The sequence below is a fragment of the Paenibacillus sp. EKM212P genome (assembly GCF_011066115.1).
GTDB classification, from domain to species: Bacteria; Bacillota; Bacilli; order Paenibacillales; family Paenibacillaceae; genus Paenibacillus; species Paenibacillus polymyxa_B.
Genome location: NZ_JAAMNR010000007.1, coordinates 33328 through 47760, shown reverse-complemented (window position 1 = coordinate 47760; position 14433 = coordinate 33328). Strand labels below are relative to the sequence as shown.

Sequence of the window (14433 nt, the reverse complement as noted above, 5' to 3'; positions counted from 1 at the left end):
AATCGTTATTGTCAGGGTATAAATCATTGAACTATGTGTAAGAAATGTTCATGAAACGTGGATTCCATCGTCAGCTGCCGTTCCTGAAGCTCGGTGACAGCCTGTCGTCGTCCGTCTTCGAACGCCTTTAGGTCTCCTGCGGTATAGCTCTTCTGTCGTAAACGAAGAAGCTCACTAGCTAGCACATCGGCATCCTTCAAAGCTGCATTCAAGCCAAAAGCTCCGGTAGGTGTCATGGTATGCGCCGCATCTCCAATAAGGACCAGGCCGTTCTGCGTCCAGGTGTCACTGCGGCTGCTGAAAATATCCAACGGTACGAAGTCCTTCCATGAACGAATGTGATCATGCACACTATGCTTCAAATCCGGAAAAGCGTCCGTAAACAGCTGTATAAAAGGTGCAAAGGATTGCTTAAACAGGGTTGGAAAGCTGCCTTCCTTCACATTCCAGCCGATTTGAATATAGCCCTCAGCCTGTGAAAATAAAGCCAGCTGCCCTCCGTTGACCCGTGCCAGACGAGTGACGGGCTCCCACCCGGCAGGTGCTGCGATTTTGGCCCATAGCAGATCATAGCCGTGTCGAATGTTCATCACAGGCATCTGAGCCAGCTTGCGCACAGTCGAATAGCGACCGTCTGCCCCTACAATCAACGAACTGTCAATCGTGATCTCATGACCGTTCTTATTGCGGGCGATCAAGCCGGTATACCCCTGCGTGCTGTTCCCCTCCAACGCAGTCACCGTTGTACCTGCCAGGTAACGGAAAGACTCGTAGATAGACGCCTGCTTGAGCAAAGCCTCCAAAAATCGAGGTTGTGGAATGTGCACTCCCACATTACCATGGTTTGAAGCTGGCTCGACCGTTTTGACCTGCTGCTGATGCTGCCAATACTCGATTCTTGTGGAGGCGAGAATATAATCCTCATGAATTTGTTCGAGCAGCTTATGCTTTTGGATCACTTCCTGACCCTCATCATTTAAAATTTCACCGCGGAAAGCCTTTCCGGGCAAGCTCTGCCGCTCAACCAATATCGTGGAAACACCCTGCTCCGCCAGTAGACAGGATAACAAAGTCCCTGCGGGTCCTCCCCCAACTACACACACTTCACATTCCAGCTTCATCCGACTTCCCCCTGCGCCCAAACCATAACCACAACGATTCGTTCGTACCTGTTCATTTTATCATTAATCATATCAAAACAAGTTCAATTTTTAAGTATTCACATATAAGGCTCCGTATCAAATCCAACAAGTTACTTTATGTAACAAAGTATATTTATATCATTCAATTTCGTCAAGTAATAAATTTATGTAAAGTAAAATCATTTACTTTTAACAGTGAATCGTTAATAATAAGAGCATGAGGTGATCACATGAACATTCCGCAGATGTGCCCACGGTTTGAAAAAGCTATGGAGCTACTAAGCAAACGTTGGACGGTGTTGATCGTATTTCAACTAACGAATGGACCGCAACGTTTCGTCGCTATTGAGAATTCAATTCCTAATTTAAGTGGAAAGGTCCTTTCGGACCGTTTGAAAGAGCTGGAGGAAGAAGGAATCATACAACGTACGGTTTACCCTGAGAAGCCCGTGCGGATTGAATACTCACTTACAGATAAGGGACGCGATTTAGCTCCTTTGTTTGACCATATCGGTACTTGGGCTACACGCTGGATTGAGGTTCTACCAGCACTAGAAAAGCAATGATCTATATGGACTACAGCTATTTTTCCTAAACTAACATGATAAACACACACAGACTGCTAACATGCCAAAGAACGCCTTTGCTCTAAGTGCAATTTGTACTTATAGTGCAAGGCGTTCTATTTTTCATATGAAGGAACTTTAAACGTTCCCCTCACCGCTGCGTTGCATTTCCTCACGAATGGATTGCACCCGTTTTTTCCCCCAGTCATACATCATCTCCACAATGGGTAAAATCGTCATTCCCAGCTCGGTCATCGAATACTCCACCTTTGGAGGTACCTCGGGATACACTTCCCGGTGCACAATACCGTCCTCCATCAACTCCCGCAACTGATTGGTCAGCACTTTATGCGACAGCTTCGGAAACAGCCTTTGCAGGTCACTGAAACGGTGCGCTCCTTCCACACCCAGATGCCATAAAATGACGACCTTCCATTTTCCGCTTAACACTGACAAGGTTAGTTCCTTTTCGCAGTTATAGTCTCCGTTAACGATCTTTTCCCTTATTTCTTCTCTCAGCGTATCAGTCATATATCAACTAACTCCTTTTAAATCATCATGGTCTTGCACTCTAATAGTAACCTGCAGGTAACCTCCGTACTTGAAAGTGCATTCTTCACAGCCTGACGAAGCCACCCTACAATAGTAGATAACGTTACACATTCAAGGAGGAATAAAGTATGAGTAAAAAAGCTCTTTTTATTATACCCCCAGAGCGCTTTAATGAGGATGAATTGTTTAAACCAAAGGAAGCACTGGAGCAAGCAGGTGTTACTGTGACGCTAGCTAGTACAAAAACAGGCGAAATCACGGGTGACTACAACGGTAAAGCGACAGCTGATCTTGTTTTTACAGACGCTGTGCTGGCTGATTATGATGTAGTATCTGTGATCGGCGGATCAGGTACGAATGACCATCTGTGGAATAACGCGGATCTCCAAGCTCTGCTAAAACAAACTCATGAGCAAAAGACTTTACTGGCTGGCATCTGCGCAGGCTCTGTAGCCGTGGCTCAAACCGGACTACTCTCTGGTAGAACGGCTACATGCTATCCAGTGGATGTACAAAAAGATCAGCTCCAATCGCATCAAGCCGAATATGTGGCGCAGCATGTTGTTGCGCATAGCGACATTATTACGGCCGACGGTCCAGATGGCGCACAGGCATTTGGCGAGGCGCTCGTTCAAGCCCTGCGATAAGCACCCTTTAAAGTCCCGTGTGGGGACTAAAAACGAGCATCCCCAAAGAAGCCGCATCACGTCCTTTCTATTGTATGGGACCTGATGTGGCTTCTTTGTGTCATTTTCATGCTAAAGTGACTAATTTAATTGTATGGTCCTGGATTTTCGTGTTAGCTTTAAAGAATCGACGTTTAGCATAGGAGGCTTATATGCCGTGATTATGAAAGGCAAAATCCATTTACATCAGGTAACGTCCGAATCGTTACGACTGGGCGCCTTACTATCATTAGTAGGGGGCTTTTTGGACACATATACCTTTGTTGGAAGAGGCGGTGTTTTCGCCAACGCACAGACAGGCAATATCGTGCTGCTGGCTGTCAAAGTCATTCAGGGGCACTGGATTCAGGCGTTATTCTATATCCCACCCCTGATCGCCTTTTCACTGGGCGTTTTTGTTGCTGAAGGGATTAAACGAAAATCAACCCACCGTCTAACTCCGGACTGGACCCGCGCAATTATTTTATTGGAAATTGCAATTTTTTTCATCGTGGGACTGATTCCGCAAGGAGTTCCCAATACGGTAGTGGTGGTGATCGTCTCGTTCGTCGCTTCCGTACAAATGACTTCCTTCCGCAAGCTCATTGATGTGCCGTACACCTCTACTGTCAGCACCGGCAACCTCCGATCAGCTATCGAGGCTGTGTATATCGCTATAACGACCAAGGACACGAACGCTGCCATTCGAGCGATGCGTTATGGTGTCATCTTGGCAGCCTTCTTGGTAGGGGCTTTGCTGGGGGGATTTCTGACTTTGACGATTGGAGATAAAGCCGTTTGGGGTGCTGTTGTTGCACTTATTTTTTCTTTTATTTTATTTACAGAAAAGGAAAAGTGGAAGCTTCCCCTACGCCACTAATCCTCCATTACATCAGCCCTGAATGAACTGCCTCTGGGCCGTTTCAAAGAAATTCAAGAGGTCATTGCGGGACGAGAATGCTGCCTGAGCAGATTGGTTGCTACCGCCCCCCTTACCGTGAAACGCGCCCAGATTTTCTTTCAAAAATGCTCCGCAGGCAACAGACTGGGTGCCGTTATGTGCCAGAATGATTTTGTTTTCTGCTGTTGTGGCAAATAAAACAAGCAGATCATGCTCAGCTGTCAGCTTGGTAGCCAATTGCTGCATGTCCTGAAGGGATTTTTGTTCGAATACATGAGCAAGAACATGCCCCTGCACAGCAGATAGCAACTCTTTCGCCTGGTACGAAGCATTTTCCTCTTGTAGGAGCTCCACTTGCGCCTTAAGCTGCCTATGCTCCTGCTCCCACTTTTCGAATCGGGTCAAAATATCTTTTCGCCCGGTATTGAACTTCGTAGATAACACGTCCAATATCTGAACACCATCGTTAAAATCCTGGAGTGCGCGAACGCCACATTTGAAATGGATTCTTGCCATCCCCTTCTGCTTCTCCCATTTTAAGCATTTAATGATCCCAATTTCCCCGGTCTGAGCTACATGTGTGCCGCCGCAAGCATTATATTCAATGCCCTCGATCTCGACAATCCGAATATTTTCCGTCACTTTGGGCGTTTTCACCAGCGGAATATCCTTCAATTGCTCACGGGTTACAAAAAAACTTTTTATGCTGCGATTACTATAGATTTGCTGATTTACTTCCTGCTCGATTGCCGATAGCTGCGCAGGCGTTACATCCGAACAGTTCACATCAATCGTGGCATATTCTTGTCCCAGATGAAAGCTTTCAGTACGCGCACCCAACAACTCCAGACAAACCGCTGACAGCAAATGCTGCCCGCTATGCTGCTGCATATGATCAAATCTGCGCTCCCAATCCAATCGGCAGGCCACTTTCCCCTCTTCCGGCAAACGTTCTACCTGATGCCAAATGTGCCCATCTTCGAGAACAACATCTAATACACGGACGCCCTGAATTGTTCCTGTATCACAAGGCTGACCCCCACCTTGTGGATAAAAGGCCGTTTCCTCCAGCATAACCAAATATTTTCCGTCTCTTTCCATGCTCTGTGTAATATGAGTGTCCCACTCCGTAAGATTTGGAGCAGTGTAGTATAATTTTGTCGTCATTCCAGATTCCTCACTTTTGGGTTCTTTGTCTCGTACGATATCCACTTATTATCAAGCACTTCATTGTAAATATCAATGTAGGGAAAAGCTTGAACCATAGCACGAACAACTGTAGAAAGAAAATAAAGTACTAGACTGGATATGTTGGTCCCACGCGACATTTCGAATTATAAAACCGTCAGATCTCGTAAAAAAAGTATTAGACTGGCCCCAGCTATAAAAACAGCGGCAGCCGTGGACGAGAAAATAAAGTCCTAGACTGTCGCTGTTTTATTGAACTAAAGTTCTCCGTTAGTATAACAATGCATCATCTTTACGGTTCCCGAAGGAGTTAATGCACAATGAGGACTGGGCAACTTGATAGCTGTGAAACCTTGTGGCTGACACTTCCAAGCATCATTTCTTTTATGCCACTTAGCCCACGGCTTCCAATAATAATGAGTTGCTGCTTGGAATCTCTTGCATAATTTAATATTTCATGTGCAGGATCTCCCTTAAGATGAAGTGTTTCCGGGTTAATCCCCGCAGATTCTAATTTGGATTTGGCTTGTTGCAACTGTTCCAAACTCGCTTTCTCCATTTCGTTCAATATTTCTTCCAAGAAATGCCCTGGTAAATATGTCATGCCATTCGATACATATTCCTGGCTGACATTAACCAAGGTAACTTGAGTTTGTTTGTTTCGAGCTATTTCAACGGTTGCATCGAGGAGTTTGTTCGTTATTTCAGCTTTATCAATTGCCACAATAATTTTGTCAAACATATTTATCGTCCTTTCCGTGGCAGCTCGTAACTATTTCGGCTACCTACAAAACGGTTTCTTGCTGCTCCTATACCGACTAAAAAGAGTAAGACCGAAGCGCCAAGCAGAATGAAAAGTGGCAGATTCCAACTATTTGTCGCATCATGCAGAAATCCTATAAGGGCAGGACCGATTGCGGCAAGAAGATATCCGATCGATTGCGCCATGCCAGACAGTTCCGCTGCTTGATGCGCATTTTCAGTACGTAAACCGAAAAACATCATGGACAAACTAAAGGCGCAACCTCCACCAATTCCGAGTATTATAATCCACAACAGAATGATATTGGAGCTTCCGTATAGAAGTCCGAGCGTTCCCGTTAAAAGCAAAATGATTGTGATGACCACTAACAAACGTTGGCTAGACATGCGCCCAGCAATAACGGGGACAATAAAGGTAAATGGAAGCAGAGCTAACTGCATTATCGAGAGGTACCATCCTGATTGGTTTGAGCCAATTCCTTGCTGCTTTAAAATTTCAGGCAACCATGCGATCAACACATAGAAAACCATGGACTGTATACCCATAAACAAGGTTACTTGCCAGGCAAGAGGGGATCGCCAAACATTCACATCGTTGCTGGCCATCTGTTGACTCGTCGTGGTTGTTTGCTTCGTTTGATTTCTTAATTGGGGTAACCAACAGAGAATCGATACAAAGCTTAGAATCCCCCATATTCCCAATGCTCCCTGCCATTTTAGACCTGCGTTCACGGCTAGCGGTACACTGATTCCCGATGCGATTGCTCCAAATAAACTCATTGAAATTGAGTAAACACCTGTCATGGAGCCAATTTTATTTGGGATATCCCTTTTGATTAAACTTGGCAATAATACATTACATACGGCAATTGCGAATCCAAGAATTGCTGTCCCAATATATAGATTAGCTGCGCCAGATAAAGAACGTATTACAATGCCAACAGTCAGAACGATTAGGGCAATCAAAATGATACGTTCAATCCCATACCTTCGTCCAAATTTGGGTACTAGAGGTGATAATAAAGCAAAGGCAAGCAAAGGTAGCGTTGTTATCAGGCCTGCTACTGTATTTGAAATACGAACGTCATCCCTTATGAGACTCACTAAAGGACCGACTGAGGTTAAGGGAGCACGTAAATTAGCTGCAATAATAATAATGCCGAGAATTATCAGTCCTATAGAGGATGGTACGGCTTTTATATTTTGTTTGTTCGACATTCTACATTTCTCCTTACTAAATTCATACGTAAAATTTGTTTCCTGCTGATTGAAAAACTATGAAATAACATCCGCGCGAACAATAATAGTATAGTATAATATATTATTTTTAACAATAAGTATTTTATGATATATCATTTTTAACAATAAGTATTTTATAACACACATTAACTCATCTAAAAACAAAAATACAACTCTGAATTCCCGTCATGGAATTCGGAGTTGTATTTAATAAGTGGAATTTTCGACTTTTAGAAACCATACTTTAAGGATATATGGAGCACTGTTTCGCTATTCGTACGATTGGTATAAGAGTGAGGACAATCTGCACGAAAACTGATCGTATCATATTGATTCAATGTGTAAATCTCTCCATTGACTTGAATTTCAATGGAACCAGTCATTACTGTCGCAATTTCAGTTGTATTCACATGATGACCTTCAGGGTGATACGAGCTATTCGGCTGTAAGTAAGCCCGACACATTTCAATATCGTTGCTTGCGTTTTTAAAGACCGGTTCAATGATCCAATTTTTTTGATCATTAGAAAACCGCAGTCCTTCGCCTGCTCGATACAAACTAACAGGGTCTTCTGATTTCAACAAAGCTAATAGCGGTAAAGATATGCCTTTTGAAATTTTCCATATAATCGCCAAAGTTGGATTTGTATCGCCACGTTCGATATTCCCCAGAGTAAGTTTGCTTACACCCGTTAATTCCGCTAAGTCGTCTAAGCTCATGTTTTTTTCTTTTCTGTACTTTTTCAAGACACCGCCAATTTGTAATACAATTTGTTTTGATTCATCGATTTCATCCATTTGATATGCACCTCAACAAAAAACAATTATAGCTAGTATACTGTTTATCTAGACTCTTTTCCATACAATTAGTATGGGATGGTGGACTACACTCCTATGCAAAATTCTGACGTCTATGTAACTAATCTGCCAGTTAGCTTAATGAAGCATCGTCAGTCTAACACTTTATTTTTCAGTCTAATACTTTATTTTCTTTTGACAACAACCTCCATATAGTGAAAAATCCACATGACGATTAACAAAATTTAGCTTGAAATTCATTTTTGAATAGATTAAGATTAGTCGGCTAACTAATTTGTCGATTGGAACATACTGTAAGAAGAAAGGAGAGCCTTATGGATTTTGATTTACGGGACTTGCCCACTCGTGAGGCGCTACAAGAATTTTCTAAGCGTATCCCCGAGATTGATGTAAGAGCGACGGAAGCTATGTTATTTTTTATGCGAGTATCTTCCAGTGTTTTTAAAGTCAGCTTTGAGGGCTTTGAGAAATTCGGTATATCTCATGGTAAATTTTCAATATTAATTCTTCTGTATCGCAACATCCATACAGGGTTGCTGGCTACAGAGCTTGCGGAAAAAGTAGGGGTTAGCAAGCCAACCGTTACCGGTCTCGTTGACCGCCTGGAACGCGATGGGCTTATTATTCGATCTGTTCATCCTTCCGACCGCCGCATGAGCATTGTTAAACTGACCGATCAAGGAACAGAAATGATGGAAAGACTGCTGCCTATACATTTTACAAGCACTTCCACACTGATGAGCCACCTGTCCACCGATGAAAAAGAGCTGCTCCTGACGTTACTGCAAAAAATAGAAAGCGGCATCCCTCAAGCAAAAGAGATATATAAAGCAGCAAAACCAGAATAAGTTTTAATTTTACGTCTTAGTTAGCCGACTAACTTTTAAATTATTAAATAAAAGAATAAATAAAATGTACATACCAGGATATTTATTTATTCGAGTCTCTGTTTAACTCATTTTATGAATTTAAGGAGCGTATTACTCATGAATCGCACACAAGTCACCAGCCTCATCATCCCTCTCATTTCTATCGCCTGTCTTATCGGCGGGGGGTTCCTACTCCAGACCAACGGACAAGATCAAGTCAATGCTTCTCGATCCGTTAAAGGCACAACACTAAATGCGGATAGCATTCATGTATCGTTTGAACAAGTAGGAGGCAAAATCCTGAACATCCCGGTAACAGAAGAAACGAAGGTCAAAAAAGGAACTGTCCTTATGACTTTGGATTCCACAGATGTGGATCTGCAAATTGAGCAGCTGCGGACACAAATCGCCCAGTTCAATACGCAAATCAGCCAACAACAACAATCCATCGATTTAGGGTATACACGAGCAGCAACTCAGGAAAAACAGGCACAGCTAGATATCGCGCAAGCTCAAGTGACTGAGCGTAAAAGTCAGGCGGCATTGCAGCGGGCACAAGCGGCTGAGCGTCAAGCCACTGCTGCGGAACAACAGGTCAATAACGGGGCTCGGGATGAAGATGTTCAGCAGCAACGAATTGCCGTAGCCTCAGCCACCAAAAACGTTCAGACGGCGCAGACCAACTATAAGCGTAATAAAGCACTCTATGATGCAGGAAGTGCATCCAAAGCAGCGTTGGATGATGCCGAATCCTCTTTGACTTTAGCGACAAATCAGTTGAGCCAGCAAAAAGAGTCTCTTCAAAAACTACTTCATGGTGCCACTTCCGAAGAACGTATGCAGGCCAGTGAACAGACGACACAAGCAGCCGTTTCGGTAAAACAAGCCGAGGAAGAAATTCGCGGTGCCCAATTGTCCGTCGATCGTTCCAAGACCCAGCTGGAAACCATTCAGCAGAGTCGTCAACAGTTGGCAGATCAGAAGCTGGCTATTGACCTCATAAAGCAACAAAAAGACACACAGGAAGTTCAGCTTAAAACGTTGCTGCTCAAAAAAGAACGCCTGGTGTTAAAAGCACCACAGGATGGCAAGGTTACTTCGATTAGTACCAAAGTCGGCGAAAATGTGGCGCAAGGGGCTCCTGTGATTACCCTAGAAACCAATGATTTATATTACGATCTCTATGTGAATGAAGAACAAGCGGGGAAATTCAAGGCCAACCAAGAAATTAAAACTCATATCTCTGGTCTCAATAAGGACCTGAAAGGTACGGTACGCTACGTAACTGCTGCACCACAATTCGCTAATGTGAAGATGTCCCGTGAAAAAGGAGAAGCAGATACTGCTACATTCCAGGTACGTGTATATGTAACAAGAGAAACCGCTTTGCTACCAGGCATGACAGTTGAGGTGAATACAAATGAAATCTCTTCGTGATGAATGGTCGTATCTGGTTCACTCCAGGTATCCGATCATAGCTATTATCTTCCCATTGATTGCCGTACTGGGGTATTCACTGTTGCTCCCAAGCAGCCAAATTAACGACGCTAACGTGGTAGTAGTGGATCAAGATAACACAGCTTACAGCCGTGAGTTCATTCAGAAAATAGATGCTTCCCCGTATATGAACGTAGCTGAGATTGTTTCGTATACGGACAACCCTGAACAGTATTTTTATCATGAACAATATTTGGCTGTTATTTCATTGCCGCATGGTTTAGAGGATAATCACAATCGCTCCCTTTCCAGCCGCGTGGGTCTCATTCTCGATAATACCAATGTTCAATCTATTACTTCGATTCGTACAGCTATGCAGGAAATTAGCGTTTCCGAGAATATGGAATTGTCTGTTCCAGCTATGTTGAAAACCGGGATGAACGCAGAACAGGCTCAAGGGGCCCTCAATGGTATCGCCTTGGAAGTGCGTTCCCTGTTTAATCCAACTAATGACTATCAGAATACGACGATACTTGCATTCACTTGTATGTTCTCTTTTATGATACTGAATATAAATAGCTTACCTCTGGTCGCCAGACTCCGGGTTTCCAAGAGGCTGGCTGCTGAGCTGCAAAATCCATTCAACATCCTGCTGCGTATGCTTCCTTATACGCTGTTCTCGACGGCTGGCTTGATCTTCTCTCTCGGGATGCTTAAAGTGTTTGGAGGAGGCCGTTTCGAGGCCAATCCAATTCTCTTTATAATTCCAGTTGTCCTGTATGTATTCGGTACCGTTTGTATCAATGTCCTGGTTGCATGGGGCGCTGCACATCCGGGAATAGCCATTGGCAGAATGGTGATGATACTCATGCCTGCTTTTGTTCTATCGGGGGCTGTTCTTTCCAGATCACTGTTTCCACCTTTAGCGATTCAAATCGGTGATTTCTTCCCCTTTGTATGGATGTACAAATTCCTGCGCACCATGGGTCTGCGTGGTGCACCTTTGCAAGAGATGCTTCCCGAACTCGGTTCTCTGTTACTATATGTGGGTGTGCTCTCCATGCTGGTGATCGCCAGAGCCCTATGGGAGAAACAGAAGCTGGCCAAGCAGACTGCGGGTTCTGCTTCTGAAAAGGGCTCACCACATCCCGTTGTTCCAGCAAGCACAACTAGCGGCGGGTTATCTATGCAAGGGGCACCATCAGCACCTATGCACGAGCCTATAAAAGGATAGAGTCTTGTCTGCAAAAAAAAGGGTTAAGTGCCGTCTAACGAGCCTTAACCCTTTTTCAATAATATTAACTTCCCATTGTTATCAGAATAAAATTCACTTATATGCCCGACCTAATTGATAAGCGTGCTCCAGTAAACCTGCAATGTATTCTTTCGACTCGGACAAAGTATCATAGAAGAACTCCACCTTGGACTCTCTTACTCTTGCGTAACCAGCAATGGCTTTATTCAAATAATTAGTAACCAAATCATGATATTCATACTTGATCAGATGTTCTTTCGTCCCTCCCGCCAAGCACATCCACAAAACCTGCTTCGTCGTAAATTCCTGAAGTAAACCTTTGTTCCAGACTTTATCCAGGTACCCTTTTAGCATGGAGGGAACACTGTACCACCATAGTGGAAACACAAAGACCAGAGCATCCGCAGCTGCAATTCTATCCATCTCTTTCCGCGTTTCAGGAGCATATTGTTTATGGGTCGTATTCCAATCCAGCTCATCTGCAGCGCTGTACACCGGATTGTATCCATCCCGATCCAAGTCCAAAATATCTACCTCGTGCTTATTCTCTTTCAATCCCTCTACAAAACGATTCATGACCGCAAGGGTAAGTGAATCTTCTCTAGGATGCGTGACGACCAATAGAACTTTCATGTATCCGTAACCTTCTTTCTCCTCATAATTGTTGAACCCTGTCTACAGATGCTATTATGGATGTTATACATTAGAGTGTGAAGTACGCACTTCAATGTACTGTAGGTACTTTAAGGTTCCTTAGTGCCTTTTGTACTACAGATCGGAGAGGGGGAAAGTCTATGGAAGACAAAGCCAAAACCTATATGCTCGGGATCGAGGCAACTTTGGAGGTCATCAGTGGAAAGTGGAAGGGCATCATCCTGCATCATTTAACCAGCGGCAGAAAACGTACATACGAACTTCGTCAACTCATTCCGAAAATCACCCAAAAAGTGCTTACCCAACAGCTTAGAGAGCTTGAAAAGGATGGAATCATCCACCGCATCATTTATAACCAGGTTCCACCCAAAGTGGAGTACGAGCTTAGTGAATATGGATGGGATTTTAAAGATCTGCTTGATCGTTTTTGCTTATGGGGAGAAGATCATTTGGATAGGATCTATGGAGATAAAACAAAAGTGCTGGAAGAGTATTCTGTGAAGGAAAAAAACGCCAAACAAGCACCACCTCTTTAAGGAGGCGTGCTTGTTTGAAATACTATAGCTGTGCACCCTTGTTTATTCACCAGTCTCCGCAAATTTCCGAATACGAGCCCCGACTTCATCCCGTACACGCTGGAACACGCTCCATTTCTCTTCTTCTGTTCCTTGTGCTTTAGCCGGATCATCAAATCCCCAATGTTCACGACGAACGCGCGGAGGTGTGATAGGACATTTATCTGCAGCATCTCCGCATAAGGTCACAACCAAATCCGCGCTGTTCAGCAAAGCAGGATCTATAATATCTGAAGTTTGCCCGGAGATATCGATCCCTATTTCATTCATCGCTTGCACCGCTTTAGGGTTAAGGCCGTGTGCCTCAATGCCCGCACTGTATACATTCCAACGGTCTCCCAAATATTTTTCGGCCCAGCCTTCTGCCATTTGACTGCGACAAGAATTACCAGTGCATAAAAAGTAAATTGTCTTCTTTTCCATCATTAATGTCTCCTTCAATGTTCAATTATGAAATGATTAACCATAGATATAAGCCCAGTAGGGTCATAAAAAGTGTAGGAATGGTTAAGACAATGCCTGTCTTAAAATAAGTCCCCCAAGAAATTTTCACGTTTTTCGAACGAAGCACATGCAGCCACAACAACGTGGCTAATGAACCGATCGGAGTTATTTTCGGCCCCAGATCAGAACCAATGACGTTAGCATAAATCAACGCCTCTTTGACCATACCGGTTGTATGGGTGGCATCAATGGCAAGCGCATTAATCATGACCGTAGGCATGTTATTCATGACCGACGAGATAATCGCCGCAATAAAACCCATGCCCATGGTGGCCACAAACATACCTTGATCGGCAGCCGCTTGAATCACATGGGCCAGCAGATCCGTCAAACCGGCATTACGTAGACCATACACCACAACATACATTCCGATGGAGAAAAATACGATAGCCCATGGAGCGCCCTTGATGACTTCTTTCATCGGCACTGCAGGGCTTCTACGCGCCATCAATAAGAAAAAGATAGCAATAATACCGGCCACCACCGAAACGGGAATATTAAAAAATTCGCATGCAAAGTAGCCAATGAACAAAACCGCGAGAACGATCCAGGACATACGGAACATCTTTGGATCTTTAATCGCTTCCGCAGGCCTGATTAATTGTGTCGCATCAAACGTTTTCGGAATCCTTTTACGAAAAAAGAGATACAGTACTCCTATACTGGCTGCTAAAGAAAATAAATTAGGTATAATCATGCGACTCGCATATTCCATAAAGGTGATCCCAAAGAAATCGGCTGACACAATATTAACCAAGTTGCTGACCACAAGCGGAAGCGACGTCGTGTCTGAAATAAAACCGCTCGCTATGATAAAAGGAAAAACCATTTTCTCATCCAATTTAAGTGCCCGAACCATCGCCAGTACAATCGGTGTCAGTATTAAGGCCGCACCGTCATTCGCAAAAAAAGCAGCAACAACGGCGCCAAGAAGGGTCACATAAACAAACATCCGGGTTCCGCTTCCTCGCGCAGCTCGTGCCATGTGAAGCGCCGCCCATTCGAAGAAGCCGATTTTATCAAGCACCAACGAAATCAGAATAATGGCTACAAAAGCCAGTGTCGCATTCCAGACAATATGAGTAACTTCCCAAACATCATGCAAATCGACGACACCCACCAGCAAGGCGAGTATGGCACCGCCGCAGGCAGACCATCCGATGGACAAATTTTTAGGCTGCCAGATCACCAACACTAAAGTGGCTAAAAATATAATGCATGCCAACAAAATCAATGTTTTAAACCTCCATTACATCACCTTATAAACATATACTTATGTTAAAAACACCGTCTATCCCCCAAGGAG

At 43.9% G+C, this 14433-nt stretch carries 16 protein-coding genes; 7 read left to right on the top strand and 9 right to left on the bottom strand.

Going from position 1 to position 14433, the window contains the following annotated elements; all coding sequences use genetic code 11:
• Positions 1-23 precede the first annotated feature (23 nt).
• Positions 24-1121 (bottom strand): FAD-dependent monooxygenase, encoded by a 1098-nt coding sequence (locus G9G54_RS19545; RefSeq protein WP_165179280.1) that lies wholly within the window; start codon positions 1119-1121, stop codon positions 24-26.
• Positions 1122-1372: 251 nt separating this feature from the next.
• On the opposite strand from G9G54_RS19545, the gene G9G54_RS19540 reads away from it, so the two are divergent.
• Positions 1373-1708 carry a winged helix-turn-helix transcriptional regulator gene (locus tag G9G54_RS19540; protein WP_165179279.1) on the top strand — a complete coding sequence of 112 codons (336 nt, stop codon included), beginning with the start codon at positions 1373-1375 and terminating at the stop codon, positions 1706-1708.
• A 138-nt stretch (positions 1709-1846) separates the two neighbouring features.
• On the opposite strand, the gene G9G54_RS19535 is transcribed toward G9G54_RS19540, so the two are convergent.
• Positions 1847-2239 (bottom strand): winged helix-turn-helix transcriptional regulator, encoded by a 393-nt coding sequence (locus G9G54_RS19535; protein ID WP_039273904.1) that lies wholly within the window; start codon positions 2237-2239, stop codon positions 1847-1849.
• 149 nt (positions 2240-2388) lie between these two features.
• Between G9G54_RS19535 and G9G54_RS19530 the strand changes: the two genes are divergently transcribed.
• Positions 2389-2907 carry a DJ-1/PfpI family protein gene (locus G9G54_RS19530; RefSeq protein ID WP_165179278.1) on the top strand — a complete coding sequence of 173 codons (519 nt, stop codon included), beginning with the start codon at positions 2389-2391 and terminating at the stop codon, positions 2905-2907.
• A 196-nt stretch (positions 2908-3103) separates the two neighbouring features.
• Positions 3104-3805 carry a YoaK family protein gene (locus tag G9G54_RS19525; RefSeq protein ID WP_134904075.1) on the top strand — a complete coding sequence of 234 codons (702 nt, stop codon included), beginning with the start codon at positions 3104-3106 and terminating at the stop codon, positions 3803-3805.
• A gap of 12 nt (positions 3806-3817) precedes the next feature.
• Here the strand turns inward: G9G54_RS19525 and G9G54_RS19520 are convergent, their stop codons facing one another.
• The 4 genes from G9G54_RS19520 to G9G54_RS19505 all read right to left on the bottom strand — a co-directional run bounded on the left by G9G54_RS19520 (position 3818) and on the right by G9G54_RS19505 (position 7812).
• Positions 3818-4993: an alanyl-tRNA editing protein gene (locus tag G9G54_RS19520; protein ID WP_165179277.1), complete on the bottom strand. Its 1176-nt coding sequence runs from the start codon at positions 4991-4993 to the stop codon at positions 3818-3820.
• 331 nt (positions 4994-5324) lie between these two features.
• Positions 5325-5756: a universal stress protein gene (locus G9G54_RS19515; protein WP_023990396.1), complete on the bottom strand. Its 432-nt coding sequence runs from the start codon at positions 5754-5756 to the stop codon at positions 5325-5327.
• A 2-nt stretch (positions 5757-5758) separates the two neighbouring features.
• Positions 5759-6994: a CynX/NimT family MFS transporter gene (locus tag G9G54_RS19510; protein WP_028541778.1), complete on the bottom strand. Its 1236-nt coding sequence runs from the start codon at positions 6992-6994 to the stop codon at positions 5759-5761.
• A gap of 251 nt (positions 6995-7245) precedes the next feature.
• Positions 7246-7812 carry a helix-turn-helix domain-containing protein gene (locus tag G9G54_RS19505; RefSeq protein ID WP_023990398.1) on the bottom strand — a complete coding sequence of 189 codons (567 nt, stop codon included), beginning with the start codon at positions 7810-7812 and terminating at the stop codon, positions 7246-7248.
• 335 nt (positions 7813-8147) lie between these two features.
• Here G9G54_RS19505 and G9G54_RS19500 point away from each other — a divergent pair, with 335 nt between their 5' ends.
• The 3 genes from G9G54_RS19500 to G9G54_RS19490 all read left to right on the top strand — a co-directional run bounded on the left by G9G54_RS19500 (position 8148) and on the right by G9G54_RS19490 (position 11373).
• The gene (locus G9G54_RS19500) at positions 8148-8681 is read left to right on the top strand and encodes a MarR family winged helix-turn-helix transcriptional regulator (protein WP_165179276.1); all 534 of its coding nucleotides are present in this window, start codon (positions 8148-8150) and stop codon (positions 8679-8681) included.
• A 138-nt stretch (positions 8682-8819) separates the two neighbouring features.
• The gene (locus tag G9G54_RS19495; RefSeq protein ID WP_165179275.1) at positions 8820-10139 is read left to right on the top strand and encodes an HlyD family secretion protein; all 1320 of its coding nucleotides are present in this window, start codon (positions 8820-8822) and stop codon (positions 10137-10139) included.
• Positions 10123-11373, top strand: a complete 1251-nt coding sequence (locus tag G9G54_RS19490) for an ABC transporter permease (RefSeq protein ID WP_165179274.1) — start codon at positions 10123-10125, stop codon at positions 11371-11373. The genes G9G54_RS19495 and G9G54_RS19490 overlap by 17 nt, the downstream gene beginning before the upstream one ends.
• Positions 11374-11466: 93 nt before the next feature.
• Here G9G54_RS19490 and G9G54_RS19485 read toward each other — a convergent pair whose 3' ends face one another.
• Positions 11467-12027, bottom strand: a complete 561-nt coding sequence (locus tag G9G54_RS19485) for an NAD(P)H oxidoreductase (RefSeq protein ID WP_165179273.1) — start codon at positions 12025-12027, stop codon at positions 11467-11469.
• 161 nt (positions 12028-12188) lie between these two features.
• Here G9G54_RS19485 and G9G54_RS19480 point away from each other — a divergent pair, with 161 nt between their 5' ends.
• A complete protein-coding gene (locus tag G9G54_RS19480; RefSeq protein WP_013373192.1) occupies positions 12189-12584 on the top strand; it encodes a winged helix-turn-helix transcriptional regulator in 396 nt (131 codons plus the stop codon).
• 42 nt (positions 12585-12626) lie between these two features.
• Here the strand turns inward: G9G54_RS19480 and arsC are convergent, their stop codons facing one another.
• Both arsC and G9G54_RS19470 read right to left on the bottom strand, forming a co-directional pair.
• Entirely contained in the window at positions 12627-13046 is a 420-nt protein-coding gene (arsC, locus tag G9G54_RS19475) for an arsenate reductase (thioredoxin) (protein ID WP_165179272.1), read from the bottom strand.
• Between the two features lie 25 nt (positions 13047-13071).
• Complete coding sequence (locus tag G9G54_RS19470; RefSeq protein ID WP_274597352.1) at positions 13072-14361, bottom strand: arsenic transporter; 1290 nt, start codon at positions 14359-14361, stop codon at positions 13072-13074.
• Positions 14362-14433 lie beyond the last annotated feature (72 nt).